The sequence below is a fragment of the Streptomyces sp. NPDC048278 genome (assembly GCF_040652195.1).
Taxonomy (GTDB): Bacteria; Actinomycetota; Actinomycetes; order Streptomycetales; family Streptomycetaceae; genus Streptomyces.
This window is the reverse complement of record NZ_JBEZLP010000018.1, coordinates 150,018-167,761: the sequence shown is the minus strand read 5'-3', so window position 1 is coordinate 167,761 and position 17,744 is coordinate 150,018. Positions and strand designations below refer to the sequence as shown.

At 71.5% G+C, this 17,744-nt stretch carries 13 protein-coding genes and 1 pseudogene; 6 read left to right on the top strand and 8 right to left on the bottom strand.

Translation table 11 applies throughout. The features are described 5' to 3' along the window. Window positions 1-20: 20 nt before the first annotated feature. Window positions 21-725, top strand: a complete 705-nt coding sequence (locus AB0D74_RS28835) for a CoA pyrophosphatase (protein ID WP_362593152.1) — start codon at window positions 21-23, stop codon at window positions 723-725. A gap of 120 nt (window positions 726-845) precedes the next feature. Further along, a complete protein-coding gene (locus tag AB0D74_RS28830) occupies window positions 846-2,045 on the top strand; it encodes a MarP family serine protease (RefSeq protein WP_362593149.1) in 1,200 nt (399 codons plus the stop codon). Between the two features lie 55 nt (window positions 2,046-2,100). Here AB0D74_RS28830 and AB0D74_RS28825 read toward each other — a convergent pair whose 3' ends face one another. The 6 genes and pseudogenes from AB0D74_RS28825 to AB0D74_RS28800 all read right to left on the bottom strand — a co-directional run bounded on the left by AB0D74_RS28825 (window position 2,101) and on the right by AB0D74_RS28800 (window position 10,169). After that, the gene (locus AB0D74_RS28825; protein ID WP_351714250.1) at window positions 2,101-2,280 is read right to left on the bottom strand and encodes a hypothetical protein; all 180 of its coding nucleotides are present in this window, start codon (window positions 2,278-2,280) and stop codon (window positions 2,101-2,103) included. A 127-nt stretch (window positions 2,281-2,407) separates the two neighbouring features. After that, on the bottom strand, window positions 2,408-3,328 hold the full coding sequence (locus AB0D74_RS28820; RefSeq protein ID WP_362593145.1) for an alpha/beta hydrolase: 921 nt from the start codon (window positions 3,326-3,328) through the stop codon (window positions 2,408-2,410). Beyond that, window positions 3,325-3,813 (bottom strand): phage holin family protein, encoded by a 489-nt coding sequence (locus AB0D74_RS28815; protein ID WP_362593142.1) that lies wholly within the window; start codon window positions 3,811-3,813, stop codon window positions 3,325-3,327. Before AB0D74_RS28815 ends, AB0D74_RS28820 begins: the two co-directional genes overlap by 4 nt. Before the next feature lie 127 nt (window positions 3,814-3,940). Further along, window positions 3,941-5,406 (bottom strand): annotated as a pseudogene (gene nhaA, locus AB0D74_RS28810) (Na+/H+ antiporter NhaA). 207 nt (window positions 5,407-5,613) lie between these two features. After that, window positions 5,614-7,572, bottom strand: coding sequence for an acetate--CoA ligase (acs, locus tag AB0D74_RS28805; RefSeq protein ID WP_362593139.1), 1,959 nt, complete (start codon window positions 7,570-7,572; stop codon window positions 5,614-5,616). Window positions 7,573-7,724: 152 nt separating this feature from the next. After that, window positions 7,725-10,169, bottom strand: a complete 2,445-nt coding sequence (locus tag AB0D74_RS28800; RefSeq protein WP_362593136.1) for a SulP family inorganic anion transporter — start codon at window positions 10,167-10,169, stop codon at window positions 7,725-7,727. Window positions 10,170-10,450: 281 nt separating this feature from the next. Between AB0D74_RS28800 and AB0D74_RS28795 the strand changes: the two genes are divergently transcribed. Continuing rightward, complete coding sequence (locus AB0D74_RS28795) at window positions 10,451-11,713, top strand: hypothetical protein (protein ID WP_362593133.1); 1,263 nt, start codon at window positions 10,451-10,453, stop codon at window positions 11,711-11,713. A gap of 25 nt (window positions 11,714-11,738) precedes the next feature. Here the strand turns inward: AB0D74_RS28795 and AB0D74_RS28790 are convergent, their stop codons facing one another. After that, complete coding sequence (locus AB0D74_RS28790; protein WP_362593131.1) at window positions 11,739-12,719, bottom strand: ATP-binding protein; 981 nt, start codon at window positions 12,717-12,719, stop codon at window positions 11,739-11,741. Window positions 12,720-12,819: 100 nt separating this feature from the next. Here AB0D74_RS28790 and AB0D74_RS28785 point away from each other — a divergent pair, with 100 nt between their 5' ends. Further along, complete coding sequence (locus tag AB0D74_RS28785; protein ID WP_362593128.1) at window positions 12,820-13,644, top strand: Fic family protein; 825 nt, start codon at window positions 12,820-12,822, stop codon at window positions 13,642-13,644. 343 nt (window positions 13,645-13,987) lie between these two features. On the opposite strand, the gene AB0D74_RS28780 is transcribed toward AB0D74_RS28785, so the two are convergent. Continuing rightward, the gene (locus AB0D74_RS28780; protein ID WP_362593125.1) at window positions 13,988-14,812 is read right to left on the bottom strand and encodes an HAD family hydrolase; all 825 of its coding nucleotides are present in this window, start codon (window positions 14,810-14,812) and stop codon (window positions 13,988-13,990) included. 584 nt (window positions 14,813-15,396) lie between these two features. On the opposite strand from AB0D74_RS28780, the gene ssd reads away from it, so the two are divergent. Together ssd and AB0D74_RS28770 are read left to right on the top strand one after the other, a co-directional pair. After that, complete coding sequence (ssd, locus tag AB0D74_RS28775) at window positions 15,397-16,497, top strand: septum site-determining protein Ssd (protein ID WP_362593123.1); 1,101 nt, start codon at window positions 15,397-15,399, stop codon at window positions 16,495-16,497. Next, window positions 16,494-17,675, top strand: coding sequence for a TadA family conjugal transfer-associated ATPase (locus tag AB0D74_RS28770; protein WP_362593119.1), 1,182 nt, complete (start codon window positions 16,494-16,496; stop codon window positions 17,673-17,675). The genes ssd and AB0D74_RS28770 overlap by 4 nt, the downstream gene beginning before the upstream one ends. Window positions 17,676-17,744: the final 69 nt, after the last annotated feature.

Genomic DNA, 17,744 nt, shown 5'->3' with positions numbered 1-17,744 from the left:
AGGGCAGGACGGGGGATGCCGTGACACACAGCAAGGCGCAGACGGACGGTCCACGCGGGGATGTGGCGCTCAGCAAGGAGGGGCTGCCGGAGTGGCTGGACCCGGTGGTGCGGGCCGCGGAGACCGTCCAGCCGCTCCAGCTGAGCCGCTTCCTGCCCCCGGAGAACGGGGCGGGACGGCAGTCGGCCGTGCTGATCCTGTTCGGTGAGGGAGAGCAGGGGCCCGAGCTGCTGCTGATGGAGCGGGCCGGTTCGCTGCGCTCGCACGCCGGGCAGCCGTCCTTCCCCGGCGGTGCCCTCGACCCCGAGGACGGCGACCCGAAGGCCGACGGGCCGCTGCGGGCCGCTCTCCGCGAGGCCGAGGAGGAGACCGGGCTGGATCCGGCCGGTGTCCAGCTCATCGGGGTGCTGCCCAGGCTGTACATCCCGGTGAGCAAGTTCGTGGTCACCCCGGTGCTGGGCTGGTGGCGCGAGCCGACACCGGTGGGCGTGGTCGATCCGAACGAGACGGCGAGGGTCTTCACGGTCCCCGTGGCGGATCTCACGAATCCGGCCAACCGGGCCACCACCGTGCACCCCAGCGGCCACCGAGGTCCGGCATTCCTGGTCGAATCGACCCTGGTGTGGGGGTTCACGGCCGGGGTGATCGACCGACTGCTGCACTATGCGGGATGGGAGCGCTCCTGGGACCGCGAGAAGCTGGTCACGCTCGACTGGCGGTCATGACAGGGTGTCCACCGTTGAGTGTCTTCCCGGGGGACGCCGCGTCCGATTGCCGCTTCGCGGCGGGCCGGACCCCCGGCCGACCTGTGGTGATCGTGAAGTGACGAGGCGAGGCTTGACTCGGTGAACGTGCTGGACATCCTGTTGCTGGTCGCCGCCGTGTGGTTTGCGATCGTCGGCTACCGCCAGGGGTTCGTCGTCGGCATCCTGTCGGTGATCGGCTTCCTGGGCGGCGGACTCGTCGCCGTCTACGTCCTGCCGGTGATCTGGGACGCGGTGACCGACAAGGCCGAGGTGAGCACCACCGCCGCGGTCGTCGCCGTGGTCGTCGTCATCGTCTGCGCCTCCGTCGGCCAGGCGCTCACCACCCACCTGGGCAACAAGCTGCGCCGGTACATCACCTGGTCCCCGGCCCGCGCCCTGGACGCCACCGGCGGCGCCCTGGTCAACGTGGTGGCGATGCTGCTGGTCGCCTGGCTGATCGGCTCCGCCCTCGCGGGCACCACCCTGCCGACCCTCGGCAAGGAGGTGCGCAACTCCAAGGTGCTGCTCGGGGTGTCCAGAGCGCTGCCCAACCAGGCCGACAACTGGTTCGCGGACTTCTCCGCGGTCCTCGCGCAGAACGGCTTCCCGCAGGTCTTCAGCCCGTTCGCCAACGAGCCGATCACCGACGTCTCGCCGCCCGACCCGGCCCTCGCCAACAGCGCGGTGGCCACCACCGCCCAGCAGTCCATCGTCAAGGTCACGGGCACCGCGCAGAGCTGCGGCAAGATCCTGGAGGGCACCGGCTTCGTCTTCGCCGACCGCCGGGTCATGACCAACGCGCACGTGGTCGGCGGCGTCGACGAGCCCACCGTCCAGATCGGCGGCGAGGGCCGCAAGTACGACGCCAAGGTCGTGCTCTACGACTGGCAGCGCGACATCGCCGTACTGGACGTGCCGGACCTGCGCGCCAGGGCCCTGAAGTTCTCGGCCAAGGACGCGGAGACGACCGACAGCGCGATCGTCGCCGGATTCCCGGAGAACGGCTCGTACGACGTCCGGCCCGCCCGGGTGCGCGGCCGGATCACGGCCAACGGCCCGGACATCTACCACCGCGGCACCGTCCGCCGCGACGTCTACTCGCTGTACGCGACCGTCCGCCAGGGCAACTCCGGCGGCCCGCTGCTCACGCCCGAGGGCAGGGTGTACGGGGTCGTCTTCGCGAAGTCACTGGACGACGCCGACACCGGGTACGCCCTCACGGCCGACGAGATCCAGGCGGACATCGCCCGGGGCCGTACCGCGAGCCAGCAGGTGGGCACCGACAGCTGCGCCCTCTAGGAGCCCCGTCCGCCCCCTCCGGGTGCTGCGGGGTGCTGCGGGGTCCTGTGAGGTGTCAGCCGCGGGTATGGCGCAGACGTACCGAGACCCAGCGGGCCCGGCGGCGCAGGATGTGCGGAATCCCCACCCTGAGGTCGGTTCCCGGCAGTTGCGGGGCACCTCCTCGGTGGGAGTTCAGACCGCCTGTCGTACGGCGGTTGCGGGGTGCGTCACTGTAGTCGTGCGTCCAGCCCATACCCGGACGTCTGCCCCTGCCCCAAGGTCGATAACCTCCCGCACGCCCCCCAATCGGCCTATGCGCCGGGCATGTGGCCGTTCGTAGAACAGGTGTCCAGATCCGGATACCGGGCGCATCGGCGCGGTCACCGATCGGGTTCGGGATCTTTCAGCCAGTTGACCAGCTCGGCGGAGAACGCCACCGGATCCTCCTCGTGCGGGAAGTGCCCCAGTCCGTCGAACAGCCGCCAGCGGTAGGGCGCTTCGACGTACTCGCCGGAGCCGGCGGCGCTGCGGGTGCGGGTCACCGGGTCCAGGGAGCCGTGCAGGTGGAGCGTCGGGACCCGCACCGGCCGCTTCATCCTGCGGTTGAACTGGATGCCGTCCGGGCGCGCCAGGGAGCGCACCAGCCAGCGGTACGGCTCGATCGAGCAGTGCGCGGTGGACGGGATGCACATGGCCCGCTGGTACGTCTCCACGGCCTCGTCGTCCGGCAGCCGCGGGCCGGACCAGTCCCGGATCAGCCGGGCGACGAGCGCGCCGTCGTCGGCGGTGAGCTGCCGCTCGGGGATCCAGGGCCGCTGGAAGCCCCAGATGTAGGAGGCGGCGGCGGTCTGCCGGCGGTCCCGGAGCATCGCCGAGCGCCAGCGCCGCGGGTGCGGCATGGACACCACCGCGAGCCGCCGTACCAGCTTGGGGCGCATCGCGGCTGCCGTCCACGCCAGGTAGCCGCCCAGGTCGTGGCCGACCAGCGCGGCGTCCGGCTCGCCGAGGGAACGGATCACGCCGGTGATGTCGAGGGCGAGGTTGGCCGGGTCGTAGCCGCGCGGGGTGCGGTCGCTGCCGCCGACGCCCCGCAGGTCCATGGCGACGGCGCGGAAGCCGGCGTCGGCGAGCGCGACCAGCTGGTGCCGCCAGGCCCACCAGAACTGCGGGAAGCCGTGCACCAGCATGACCAGCGGTCCGTCGCCGAGCTCGGCGATGTGGAACCGGGCGCCGTTGGCGGCGACGTCCCGGTGCGTCCAGGGGCCCTCCAGCCGTACGGCCGAGGGAGCGGGGTCCGTCATGACGACGAGCGTCCCACAGCCGCCTCGATGGCGCGCACGTCGTCCCGGGGGAGTTCCGGGCGCGGATGCGGCTTGGCGTTCTGCAGCACGCCCGCCGACTCCTTCATGGACGCGGCCACCTTCTGCGGTCCCTGGCCCTTCTTGGCCTTCTTCGCGAACACCACGCCGACCAGCGCGAGCGCGACGGCCACCAGGACGTTCGCCGCGAAGGAGAGCAGGAAGCAGAGCGCGAGGTTCCAGTGGCTCCAGGTCCGAATGCCGTACGCCAGCGCGAAGTTGAGCATGGGCAGGGAGAACAGCAGCAGCACCCCGGCCGCCGAGAACGCGCCGCCGCTCGTCGCGCCCCGCTTGACGTCCTGCTTCAGCTGCGCCTTGGCCAGCGCGATCTCGTCGTGCACCAGCGCCGACATCTCGGCCGTGGCCGAGGCGAACAGCTGGCCGATGCTGCGTTCGGCACCGACCGGGCTGCCGTCGGGTGCGCTCATCGCGTTCTCCCTCTGCGTCTTCGTCGTCTTCGTCGTCTTCTGCACCGGTCTCCAGGGACCGGCCCGTTGTGCGCCGGCCTTTTTGCGCCGGCCTTTTGCACCGGTCCTTTTGTACCGTCTCGTCAGATCATGCCGGACGGTCGCCCTGCGCGCCTGCCCCGCCCGGCACTTCGGCAAGCGCGTCCCGCCCGCCGATCCCCTGGGAGGCGGCTAGGAGGCGGCTTTCTCCTCCGCGATCCTGCGGTGTTCGGCGGCCTTCCGCTCGTAGATCTCCGCCATCCGCAGGTGGTACGCCGGGTCGTCCTGCTCGTACACGTCCGGGATGCCGTCGAGGTCGTCGTCCCGTTCCTCGGCCTCGACCAGCCTGCGGTAGCGGGTGTTGCGTATCTTCAGCAGGACCGTGGCGCACAGGGCCGCGATGAGCGAGCCGGTGAGCACGGCGGCCTTGACCTCGTCGGTGAGTACGGCGTCGCCGGCGAAGGCGAGTTCGTCGATGAGCAGCGAGACCGTGAAGCCGATCCCGGCCAGCGAGGCCACCGCGAAGACGTCCGCCCATTCGAGGTCCTCGCTGAGCGTGGCCCGGGTGAAGCGGGCGGTCAGCCAGGTCCCGCCGAAGATCCCGACCGCCTTGCCGACCACCAGGCCGAGGACGACCCCGAGCGTCTCCGGCTTGGTGAAGACGTCGCCGAGCGCCCCTCCGGACACCTTCACGCCGGCGCTGAAGAGCGCGAACAGGGGCACGGCCAGCCCTGCCGACAACGGCCGCACCAGATGCTCGACGTGCTCGCCGGGGGAGTGCTGCTCGTCCTCGCGGGTGGTGCAGCGCAGCATCAGGCCCATGGCGACACCGGCGATGGTCGCGTGCACGCCGCTGTTGTACATCAGCGCCCAGATCACGACCGCGAGCGGGACGTACACGTACCAGCCGCGCACGCCCCTGCGCAGCAGCAGCCAGAAGACGGCGAGGCCGAGGACCGCGCCGCCGAGCGCGGCGAAGTGGATCCGCTCGGTGAAGAAGACCGCGATGATCAGGATCGCGAACAGGTCGTCGACGACCGCGAGGGTGAGCAGGAAGGCGCGCAGGGCGCCCGGCAGCGAGGTGCCGATCACCGCGAGCACGGCCAGCGCGAAGGCGATGTCGGTGGCCGTGGGCACCGCCCAGCCCTGCGTGGAGCCGCCGCCGGCGAGGTTGGTGAGGGTGTAGACGAGCGCAGGTACGGCCATTCCGCACAGCGCGGCGACGACCGGGAGGACGGCCGCCTTCGGGTCCCGCAGGTCGCCCGCCACCAGCTCGCGCTTGAGTTCGATGCCGGCGACGAAGAAGAAGACGGCGAGCAGGCCGTCGGCGGCCCAGTGGGCGACGGAGAGGTTCAGGCCGAGGGCGCCGGGGCCGAAGTGGAAGTCGGCGACGCTCTCGTAGCTGTGGTGGAGCGCGGGAATGTTCGCCCAGACCAGTGCGGCTATCGCGGCGACGAGCAGCAGCACACCGCCGACGGTCTCGGTCCGCAGCGCGTCCGCCACGACGGTCCGCTCGGGCAGCGAGAGCCGCCCGAGGACCTTCCGGACGGGGGCGGCGGTGCGGGGGCGGGACACGGGAACCTCCGGTCGGTGGGCAGGACAGGGCTACTTGCCGACCAGACTTCCCGGCACACCTTTGGATCTCGACACCTTTGGATCACGCTACTTTGCTTAGTTTACCTAAGATGCGACGGGAGCTGCCAGATGGGTTTCACGGTAGGTGCAAAAAGGGCGCCCGGCGCGTTTCGCGCCGGGCGCCCTCTTGGGGCCGTGCCGGTCGGGTCAGTCCTCGCTGGGCGCCGCGGGCAGCTTCGCCTGGATGAGGTCCATGACCGTCGAGTCGGTCAGGGTCGTGACATCGCCCAGCTGCCGGTTCTCCGCGACGTCGCGGAGCAGCCGGCGCATGATCTTGCCGGAGCGGGTCTTCGGCAGCTCCGCCACCGGCAGGACCCGCTTCGGCTTGGCGATCGGGCCGAGCGTCGCGCCGACGTGGTTGCGCAGGTCGGCGATGAGGTTCTCGTCCTCGGCGTTCGCCGTGCCGCGCAGGATCACGAAGGCGACGATCGCCTGACCGGTCGTCTCGTCCGCGGCGCCGACCACGGCCGCCTCGGCGACCGCCGGGTGGGACACCAGCGCCGACTCCACCTCGGTCGTCGAGATGTTGTGGCCGGAGACGAGCATGACGTCGTCCACCCGGCCGAGCAGCCAGATGTCGCCGTCGTCGTCCCTCTTCGCGCCGTCGCCCGCGAAGTACTTGCCCTCGAACCGCGACCAGTACGTGTCCAGGAACCGCTGGTCGTCGCCCCAGATCGTGCGCAGCATCGACGGCCACGGCTCGGTCAGGACCAGGTAGCCGCCACCGCCGTTCGGCACCTCGTGCGCCTCGTCGTCGACGACCGTCGCCGAGATGCCGGGCAGCGGGGTCTGCGCGGAACCGGGCTTGGTCGCGGTGACACCCGGCAGCGGGGAGATCATCATCGCGCCGGTCTCGGTCTGCCACCAGGTGTCCACGATCGGCGTCCGGTCGGCACCGATGTGCTTGCGGTACCAGATCCACGCCTCGGGGTTGATCGGCTCGCCCACCGAACCGAGCACCCGCAGGCTGCTCAGGTCGAACTTGGCGGGGATGTCGTCGCCCCACTTCATGAACGTGCGGATCGCGGTGGGCGCCGTGTACAGGATCGTCACCCCGTACTTCTGCACGATCTCCCAGAACCTGCCCTGGTGCGGGGTGTCCGGGGTGCCCTCGTACATCACCTGCGTCGCGCCGTTGGCCAGCGGCCCGTACACGATGTAGGAGTGGCCGGTCACCCAGCCGACGTCGGCCGTGCACCAGTACACGTCCGTCTCCGGCTTGAGGTCGAACACCGCCCAGTGCGTGTACGACGCCTGGGTGAGGTAGCCGCCCGAGGTGTGCAGGATGCCCTTCGGCTTACCCGTCGTGCCGGACGTGTAGAGGATGAAGAGCGGGTGCTCGGCGTCGAAGGCCTCCGGCGTGTGCTCGGCAGACTGCCGCGCGACGATCTCGTCCCACCACACGTCCCGCGAGTCGTCCCAGGCCACTTCCTGCCCGGTGCGGCGTACGACCAGCACGTGCTCGACGTTGTCCACCTTGCCGACCGCCTCGTCCACGGCCGGCTTGAGCGCGGACGGCTTGCCGCGCCGGTAGCCGCCGTCGGAGGTGATGACGACCCTGGCGTCCGCGTCCTGGATACGGGTGGCCAGCGCGTCCGCCGAGAAGCCGCCGAAGACGACGGAGTGCGCGGCGCCGATCCGGGCGCAGGCGAGCATCGCGACCGCCGTCTCCGGGATCATCGGCATGTAGACCGCGACCCGGTCGCCCTTCTGGACGCCCAGCTCCAGCAGGGCGTTGGCCGCCTTGGAGACCTCGTCCTTCAGCTCGGCATAGGTGATCGCACGGCTGTCGCCGGGCTCACCCTCGAAGTGGATGGCGACCCGGTCGCCGAGCCCGGCCTCCACATGCCGGTCCACGCAGTTGTACGCGACGTTGAGCTCGCCGTCCTTGAACCACTTGGCGAACGGCGGGTTCGACCAGTCCAGCGTCTCGGTCGGCTCCTTGGCCCAGGTCAGCCGGCGGGCCTGCGCGGCCCAGAAGCCGAGCCTGTCAGCCTTGGCCTGTTCGTACGCCTCGGCCGTGACATTGGCGTTCTCGGCCAGGTCAGCGGGCGGCGCGAAGCGTCGCTCCTCCCTCAAGAGGTTGGCCAGGCTTTCGTTGCTCACGACATCTCCCTTTCGAAGGGTGTCCGTTGTGTCCCAGGCCACAGCTCATCAGACCTGGGGCCCCGGTGACAAGGGCCGCAGAATAATTGGTTTAGACCTGTCAGGTGTGCGCGGGGTGCCGACCGGCCCGACCGGCCCGGCCGCCCCCGCGCTCACGCCGGGCTGGACAGCTCCTCCGCACCGGGCACCCCCTGGAACACCCCGCCCTCTCCGTCTCCGTCCGCACCGCCCCGGCCGAGCAGGTACGCCTGCGCCTCGCCCACATGGAAGTACATTCCGTGCAGCTCCAGCGCGCCCGCCGCCAGCGCCCGCGCCACCGAGTCGTGCGCCCGCAGGTGCTCCAACTGCTGGACCACGTTGGTCAGGCAGAGCCGCTCCACCGTGTCCGCCGCCGCCCGCCCGGCCAGTCGGGCCCCCGCTCCGCCCTCGTCGGCCAGCCGCGCCAGGCTCGGCAGCCCGTGCCGCAGCCAGCGCCCGAGCGGGGTCGCCGCGCCCCCGGTCCCGGAGTCGAGCAGCGCCTGCATCGCCCCGCACCCGGAGTGCCCGCACACCGTGATGGACCGCACCTTCAGCACGTCCACCGCGTACTCGATCGCGGCCCCCACCGAGTCGTCGCCGTTCTCCTCACCCGGAAGAGGGACCAGGTTGCCGACGTTGCGGACCACGAACAGGTCACCGGGACCACTGGAGGTGATCATCGACGTGACGAGCCGGGAGTCGGCGCAGGTGAGGAAGAGCTGCGACGGCCGCTGCCCCTCGCGCGCCAGCCGGGCCAGCTCCGCCCGGACCAGGGGCGCGGTGTCCCGCTGGAACGCGCTGATCCCGCGGGCGAGTTCATGACCCGCACCGGCCGATCTCCCGGGCCGGCGCCAGGGACCGAGACCCGCACGCGGGCCGGGACCGTGACCCGTGTGCGGCTCGGGACCGTGACCCGTGGGCAGGCCGGGACCGTGACCCGTTCGCGGCTCGGCGCGGCGGCCGGGTTCCGGCCTGTGGCCGTACTCCGGTGCGCGGACGCCCGCGCGGCAGCCGGTCAGTTCGGCGGAGCCGCCCTGCGCGGTGTGGGCCCTGCGCCAGTCCCGCAGCCACTCGTACGCCGCGTGGTCCATGAACGAACCGTCCAACTCCACCACGGCACGGGCGCCTTGGGGTACGAGATGCAGGACTCTGCTGAGCCGGGGCACCGCGAGGAACGTGAGCTGTCCTCTTACGTGTACGTGATGGACTCCTTCCTTCTCCTCGTGGGTGATCCGGGTGCGGGTGAGGCGGTGCAGGGCGACGGCGACGGCCACGGAGACCCCGAGGACCACGCCCTCCAGGACGCCGACGAGGGCCACCCCGAGCGTGGTGACGGCGTACACCAGCACTTCTCGGTGGCGGGTCACCGTGCGGATGTGGTGCAGGGACACCATCTGGATGCCGACGGCCATCACCAGGGCGGCGAGCGAGGCGAGCGGGATGAGGTCCAGGACCGGGACCATCAGCAGCGCGGCGACTACTACGAAAACGCCGTGCAGCATCGTGGAGTTCCGGCTCACGGCACCGGATTGCACATTCGCCGAACTCCGCACCGCGACCCCCGCGACCGGCAGCCCGCCGAGCGCCCCCGACACGATGTTGGCCGCGCCCTGACCGAGCAGTTCCCGGTCCAGGTCGGAGCGGCCGAGCCGGGACTGGGGTCCGGTGCGGCCGGCCACCAGTTTGTCCACGGCGACCGCACCCAGCAGCGACTGCACGCTGCACACCAGCGTGGTGGTGAGCGCGGCGGCGACGAGACCGAGCGCCGGCCCTTCGGGCAGCCCGGCCAGGGCATGGCTGCTCCAGGACGGCAGGTCGACCCGGGGCAGGGCGAGCCCGGTGAGCGCGGCGGTCGCGGTGGCACCGGCGACGGCGACCAGGGCGGCCGGGACCGTGTGCAGCAGGCGGCCCGCTCTGCCCGGGATCCGGGGCCAGCCCAGCAGCAGGGCCAGGGTCAGTGCGCTCATCGCTACGGCGGCCGGGTGCAGGTTCGCCAACTGGGCGGGCAGCGCGCGGACGTTGGCGAGCACCGAGCTCTGCGGGGTGCCGCCGAGGACGATGTGCAGCTGGGCGACGGCGATGGTGACGCCGATGCCGGCGAGCATGCCGTGCACCACGGCCGGGCTGACGGCGAGCGCGGTGCGGGCCACGCGCAGGCAGCCAAGGCCCAGTTGGGCCAGCCCGGCGAGGACGGTGATGCCGCAGGTGGCCCGCCAGCCGTACCGGTGGATCAGGTCGGCGGTGACCACGGTGAGTCCGGCGGCGGGGCCGCTGACCTGGAGCGGACAGCCGCCGAGCCGTCCCGCGACCAGGCCGCCTACGGCCGCCGCGACCAGGCCGGCCTGGAGCGGGGCGCCGGTGGCGAGGGCGATGCCGAGGGAGAGCGGCAGGGCGATCAGGAACACCGCGACGGCCGCGGACAGGTCGGCGCCCGCGACGGAGAAGCGGCGGCGCGGAGGCGTCGGCGCGGGCGTGGGTGGGTGCTGCGGCTGCCGGTCGGTGCCGGTGACGGCCTTGGGAGTCGTGGCCCGGGCCAGGCCGAGGCCCTCGGGGTGGGTGGGTACGCAGGCTGATGACATGTTTCCCGTCTCCTCCGGGGCAGCGCGGTCGCGGATCTGGGCGGGATGAACCAACGTTCAGTAAACGAATCGTAATGCAGAGTAAAGGTCAGGCATGGATTTTCTTCGCGAATGGGGCATCCGTTCACCTCAATGGATGAAGTGAGCAGTTCATCGGCTTGTCGTATTAATCCCTCTCTCGGTCCTATGCGATCTTGGCCGCGCTGTCGGCAGATACCCGGCACATCGCCATAAAACGCCGTCACCGGCGTTCGCCGAGAGAAGGAAGAAGGTGAGCGGAATTGGCCGCCACCCAGAGGATTGCGGTCGGTGCCGTGGCCGCCGCGGCCTGTGCCGCGTCGGTCGCCGGTTGCTCGACCGGTACCAACTCCGAACAAGGGGCGTCCGGGCCGCAGAAGGGAGCGCCGGCCCCCCAGAGCGTGGTCCGTCTGATCGGCGACGGGTCCACCGCGTACACCGGGGCGCAGCCGCATCTGCCCCGCCCCGAGCGGCTCAAGGCCGGTGAGAAGCCACCGCAGTTCGTGGTGTTCTCCTGGGACGGCTCGGGCGAGGACAGCCAGAAGCTGTTCTCGCACTTCCGCAAAGTCGCCAAGGAGAACCGCGCGAACATGACGTTCTTCCTCAGCGGCGTCTACATGCTGCCCGAGGAGAAGCGCGACCTCTACCGGCCCCCGCAGCACTCACCTGGCAGCTCCGAGATCGGCTTCAACGACGAGCAGGGCATCACCGACACGGTCAAGCAGCTCCGGCTGGCCTGGCTGGAGGGCAACGAGATCGGCACCCACTTCAACGGGCACTTCTGCGGCCCCGACGGCGGGGTCGGCGAGTGGTCGGTGGCCGAGTGGAAGAGCGAGATCGCCCAGGCCAAGCAGTTCGTGAAGACCTGGAAGACCAACACCGGCATGAAGAACGCCGCACCGCTGCCCTTCGACTACGACAAGGAGCTCATCGGCGCCCGCACCCCCTGCCTGGAGGGGCAGAAGAACTTCGTGAAGGCGGCGAGCCAACTGGGCTTCCGCTACGACACCAGCGGCGTCAACGACCAGGTCTGGCCCAAGAAGCGAGAAGGGCTGTGGGACCTGTCGATGCAGCTGGTCCCCTTCCCCGGCCACACCTACGAGCAGCTGACCATGGACTACAACTTCATGGTCAACCAGTCCGGCACGTCGACCCAGGGTGACCCCGACAAGTACGACTACTGGGGCGACCAGATGCGCGACGGGCTGCTCCAGGGCTTCAACCGGGCCTACAACGGCAACCGCGCACCGCTCGTCATCGGCAACCACTTCGAGTCCTGGAACGGCGGCACCTACATGCGCGCCCTCGACGAGGTCGTCGCGGACGTCTGCAACAAGCCCGAGGTGCGCTGTGTCTCCTTCCGTCAGCTGGCCGACTGGCTGGACGCCCAGGACCCGCAGGTCCTGGCGAAGCTGCGCACCCTGAACGTGGGCGAGGCCCCGCGGCCGGGCTGGGAGTCCTTCCTCTCCGGCCGTCCCGCCCCGGCACCGAAGGGGGTGCCAGGGGCGCCGGCCGCCAAGCAGTAGGCGCGGAGCCGGGGTCGGCCACCCGTCAGGCGGGGGTGGCCACCCCCTCGCCGAGCACGAAACCGGGGTCGATCTGCGCCGCCAGGTCGGCTCCGGTGCGCTCGTTGCCCCACGACAGAGCGTTCTTCAGGTGGAAGTGGACCATCTGCCGGGTGTAGCGCTCCCAGTCCCGCAGGTCGTACGTCGCGTCGGTGGCCGCCTTGAGGGCGCGCAGGGCGCGGGAGTTGGGGATCTCCAGGAGCTCGAACCGGGGCGGCCGGCCCTTCTCCATGGCGCGCACCCAGTCCGAGTGCCCGACCGTGACCAGCAGGTCGTCCCCGACCTCCGAACGCAGGAAGTCGATGTCCTCCTGCCCCTGCACCTTGTTGCCGACGACCTTCAGGACGACGCCGAAGTCCCGGGCGTACTCCTTGTACTGGCGGTAGACGGAGACCCCCTTCCGGGTCGGCTCGGCGACGAGGAACGTGATGTCGAAGCGGGTGAACATGCCGGAGGCGAAGGAGTCCGAGCCCGCCGTCATGTCCACCACGACGTACTCGTCGGGGCCGTCGACGAGGTGGTTCAGGAACAGCTCCACCGCTCCCGTCTTGGAGTGGTAGCAGGAGACCCCCAGGTCGGCGTCCGTGAAGGGCCCGGTGACCATCAAACGGACGGCGCCGCCGTCGAGTTCCACCGGCCGCGCGCAGGCGTCGTACACCGCGTTCGGCTCCCGGACCCGGACCAGCCGCGAACCCTCGCCGGGCGGGGTGGTCTTGATCATCGTCGCGGCGGAGGCGATGCGCGGGTTGTGGCCGCGCAGGTAGTCCTTGATCAGGGAGAGCCGCTCGCCCATCGCGGGCAGTGCCTCCGCCTCCGTCTCGTCGAGGCCGAGCGCGGGGCCCAGGTGCTGGTTGATGTCGGCGTCGACGGCGACGACCGGCGCGCCGTCGGCCGCGAGATGGCGGATGAACAGGGAGGAGAGCGTGGTCTTGCCGCTGCCGCCCTTTCCGACGAAAGCAATTTTCATGTTCACGAAGGGTAGTCGCGCGGTAGCTGTACGTGTCACGGGAAGTGAAGAAGACCACTCCTTCGTGGAGCCTCGGGGCGGGGTGCGTACTGTCGTACTCATGAGTACGACTGGTGCGACCGCCGATCCGCTCGCGGCCCTGGGCTCGCTGCCCGGGGTGGCCGAGTCCGTGGAGTCCGTGCGCAAGGCCGTGGACCGGGTCTACGGCCACCGGATCATGCGGCGCCGCAGCAACGCAGTCACCTCGGAGGCCGCGCTGCGGGCCGCCCGGGGCAGCGCCGCGCTGTCCGGTGCCGACTGGGCGCTGGAGGAGGTGCGGCGGCGCTCCGACTTCGGTGTGGACGACGACGCGCGCGTGGTGGGTGCGGCCCTGCGGCTGACCGCGGAGGCGGGCCAGCTGCTGTCCATCTGGCGTCAGTCGCCGCTGCGGGTGCTGGCCCGGCTGCACCTCGTGGCGACCGCGACGGACGGCGACGAGGTCGGCAGGCCGCGCCGGGCCGGCGAGGCCGTCGACGAGCCACTGGTGGAACTGGCGCTCCCGGACGCCGACGAGGTGTCGGGGCGCCTGGAAGGGCTCTCCGAACTGATCGTCGCGGGGAGCGAGGCACCCGCGCTGGTGACGGCCGCCGTGGTGCACGGCGAGCTGCTCGCGCTGCGGCCCTTCACCTCGGGCAACGGGCTGGTCGCCCGCGCGGCCGAGCGGATCGTGCTGATCGGCAGCGGCCTCGACCCCAAGGCCGTCTGCCCCGCCGAGGTCGGCCACGCCGAACTGGGTCGCGCCTCCTATCTGGCGGCCCTGGACGGCTATGTCTCCGGTACTCCGGACGGGATGGCGGCCTGGATCGCGCACTGCGGGCGTGCGGTGGAACTCGGCGTGCGCGAGTCGACGGCGGTGTGCGAGGCGCTGCAGCGCGGGGCGGCGTAGGAAGCGGCTGGGAAAAGGGTTGCGGCGGTACGAGATCTCGTACCGCCGCTGGCATGCTCACCGGGTTACCAAGCGTCCTCGATATGTCGCCCATCAGGTCGGGAACTTTGCCCGTCACCTGGTGCGGCTGGCCCGTAATCGACGGGTCGACGTCGCGTGGGTGCCCAGTGTCCATGCTGGGTCCGTGGGGCCAAATGCGTTTTAAAGGTGATCCTCTCGGATGTCCTTCGGTCTCGCGGGCCGCTAACCCCTTTGTACTGCAAGCCCGGAGCAAGCGGAAGCCCTGCCTGCAGTTCTTTACTTTTAGGTTCAAAGACGCACCAAACGGGCACCGGTGGCCGGTTCAGCCCACCGTGCTCCGGCGCCGGCTCGCGTACCAGACCAGGCCCGCGGTGGCGGCGGCTGCCCCTATGGCCGCCGCGGCGACCAGGGCCGGGCGCGGGGGCGCGGAGATCCGCTGCTTGAGCCGTACCGGCCGGTTGAAGTCCAGGATCGGCCAGCCGCGGGCGAGTGCCTCGCGGCGCAGCGCGCGGTCCGGGTTCACGGCGTGCGGATGCCCGACGGCCTGGAGCATCGGCAGGTCGGTCGCCGAGTCGCTGTAGGCGTAGCTGCGGTCGAGGTCGTACCCCTCCGAGGCGGCCAGCTCCCGGACGGCCTCGGCCTTGGTCGGCCCGTACGCGTAGTACTCCACCTCGCCGGTGTAGCAGCCGTCGTCGCCGACGACCATGCGGGTGGCCACCACCCGGTCGGCGCCGAGGAGTTCGCCGATCGGCTCGACCACCTCGGCGCCCGAGGTGGAGACGATGACGACGTCCCGGCCGGCCTTGTGGTGCTCCTCGATGAGGGAGGCGGCCTCGTCGTAGATGATCGGGTCGATCAGGTCGTGCAGGGTCTCGGCGACGATCTCCTTGACCTGCTGGACATTCCAGCCACGGACCAGACCGGACAGGTACGCGCGCGTGCGCTCCATCTGGTCGTGGTCCATACCGCCGACCAGGAACACGAACTGGGAGTACGCGTTGCGCAGCGCCGCCCTGCGGTTGATCAGACCGCCTTGGTAGAACGACTTGCTGAACGTGAGCGTGCTCGACTTCGCAATGACCGTCTTGTCCAGGTCAAAGAAGGCCGCTGTGCGGGGCAAGGAGTGGCTTTCCACGCCCCCGAGCATAGGCGCCCACCATTCGGCGTAAGGTGTGGCGCGTGGGTTTGCCTGAGAGGGCTCTCGGGTACACCATGGAAGTCACGGATCGTTCGCGACCGTGCTAACGCGGTCCGGCTCCTCCCCCCCCCGAGTCGGCCGTGAAGACGACCCCCACTCTCCCCCCCGGTGGGGGTCGTCGCATGTCCGGGCGGGTTTTTCCTCCTGTCTCGCGGGCCGTGAGGCCTAGGTCGGGCGGCTTCGGCCGCCCCTCTCGTATGCCCATGATCCGTCACGTTGGGTAGTCGAAGCGCTGCGCTGTGGAAGTCGCGCAGGTCCTGGAACGGGCCTCACCGGTAGGGGTGACGGCGATATTCACAGCCGTCGAGTTGTCCACAGTTTTGGACCAAGATCCACACGATTTCCGGGTTCGCTGCACCGTGATTCCAGCGCGCTCCGGCGGCGGCGAGTTCATGGCCGGTTCCGTTTGTCGGGCGCCAATGGCCGGTTTCTGTCGGCCGTGCATAAGGAGCCGCTTGCCGGTTCTTCGCACGTTTGGGAATCGCGTGGCCGCAGGGGCCACGCGGGAGAACGCAGCCAAGGGGGAAGCTCACGTGACCGGAACCGTCACCCACGACCCGCCGTCCGCCGCCTCGGGACGGCCCGGACGCCCGATGATCGTCACCGAGGACGCCGAACTCCTCGACGACCTGCTGCGCCTGTGTGCCGCGGCCGGCGCCAAACCGGAGGTCCACCACGGCCCGCCGGAACGCGGCGGCGGCTGGGAGTCCGCCCCGCTCGTCCTGGTCGGCGACGACGCCGCACGACGGGTGCGCGGGGCCACCCGCAGGCGCGGGGTGGTCCTGGTGGGCCTCGACCAGGACGACCCCGACGTGTGGAAACGGGCCGTGGAGATCGGCGCGGACCACGTCCTGATGCTGCCCGACGGCGAGCAGTGGCTCGTGGACCGGATCGCCGACGTCGTCGAGGGCGTGGGCCGCCCGGCCCTCACCGTCGGCGTCATCGGCGGCCGGGGCGGGGCCGGTGCCTCCACGCTGGCCTGCGCGCTCGCCGTCACCTCCGCGCGGGAGGGACTGCGCACCCTGCTCGTGGACGCGGATCCGCTGGGCGGCGGAATCGACGTACTCCTCGGCGGCGAGACCGCCGAGGGCCTGCGCTGGCCCGCCTTCGCCGCCTCGCGCGGCCGGCTCGGCAGCGGCGCCCTGGAGGAGTCCCTGCCCGAGCTGCACTCGCTGCGGATCCTCAGCTGGGACCGCGGCGACTGCGTGGCGATCCCGCCGCCCGCCGTCCGCGCGGTGCTCGCCGCCGCCCGGCGGCGCGGTGGCACGGTCGTCGTCGACCTGCCGCGCCGCCTGGACGACGAGGTCGCCGAGGTCCTCACCCAGCTCGACCTCGCCGTCCTGGTGGTCCCCGCCGAACTCCGCGCCGTCGCCGCGGCCGGACGGGTGGCCGGCACCGTCGGCATGGTCGTGCGCGACCTCAGGGTGGCGGTACGCGGGCCCTACGCGCCGGGCCTGGACGACCGCGAGGTGGCCCGGCTGCTCGGCCTGCCGCTGGCCGGCGAAGTACCCGCCGAACCCGGCCTGTCCCGCCCGAACCGCAAACCGCCCGGTGCCGTCCCCCGCGGACCGCTGGCCCGCTTCTGCAAGGACTTCTGGGAACGCACGCTCGTCGAGGCCGGTGGTGTCGCATGAGGCCCGGCACCGCGGGCGCGGACGGCCCGGCCCTGCTCGACGGGGTACGGCGCTGGCTCGCCGAGAGCGGAGCCGAACCGACACCCGCGCGGGTGGCACAGGCGCTGCGCGCCCAGGGACGGGTCCTCGGCGACGCCGAAGTCCTCGGCGCGGCCGAGCGGCTGCGCTCCGAACTGGTCGGCAGCGGCCCCCTGGAGCCGCTGCTCGCCGACCCGACGGTCACCGACGTCCTGGTGACCGCCCCGGACCGGGTCTGGGTGGACCGCGGCGGCGGCCTCGAACTGACCGGAGTCGCCTTCCCGGACGCGGCGGCGGTACGGCGCCTCGCGCAGCGGCTGGCCGCGGTGGCCGGCCGGCGCCTGGACGACGCGCGTCCCTGGGCGGACGCCCGGCTGCCCGACGGCACCCGCCTGCACGCGGTCCTGCCTCCGGTGGCCGTCGGCTGCACCTGCCTGTCCCTGCGGGTGGTCCGGCCGCGGGCGTTCACCCTCGACGAGCTGGTCGCGGCCGGGACGGTGCCCCCGGGCGGCGACCGGATCCTGCGGGCCCTCCTCGCGGCCCGGCTGTCCTTCCTGGTCAGCGGTGGCACCGGCACCGGCAAGACGACCCTCCTGAGTGCCCTGCTCGGTCTCGTCGGCCCGGGCGAGCGGATCGTGCTCGCCGAGGACTCGGCCGAGCTCAGGCCCGAACACCCGCACGTCGTTCGGCTGGAGACCAGGCCCGCCAACCAGGAGGGCGCCGGCCTCGTCACGCTGGAGGATCTGGTCCGGCAGGCCCTGCGGATGCGGCCCGACCGGCTCGTCGTCGGCGAGGTCCGCGGGCCCGAGGTGGTCCATCTGCTGGCCGCGCTCAACACGGGCCACGAGGGCGGCTGCGGCACCGTGCACGCCAACACGGCCGCGGACGTACCGGCCCGACTGGAGGCCCTCGGCACGGCCGCCGGGCTCGACCGGGCCGCCCTGCACAGCCAGCTCGCCGCCGCACTGTCGGTGGTGCTGCACCTCGTACGGGACCGTGCGGGCCGGCGGCGGATCGCCGAGGTGCACGTCCTGGAGCGGGACTCCGCCGGGCTGGTGCGAACGGTACCGGCACTGCGCTGGGACGCGGCGGCCTTCGCGCGCGAGCAGGGGTGGGAGCGGCTGCGGGGGCTGCTCGGCGGTGACGCGGGGGAGCCGTGAGCTCCGGTCCGAAGCGACGTCAGTGATCCGTGACCTGAAGTGATCCGTGACTTGAAAGGGGTTCGTGTG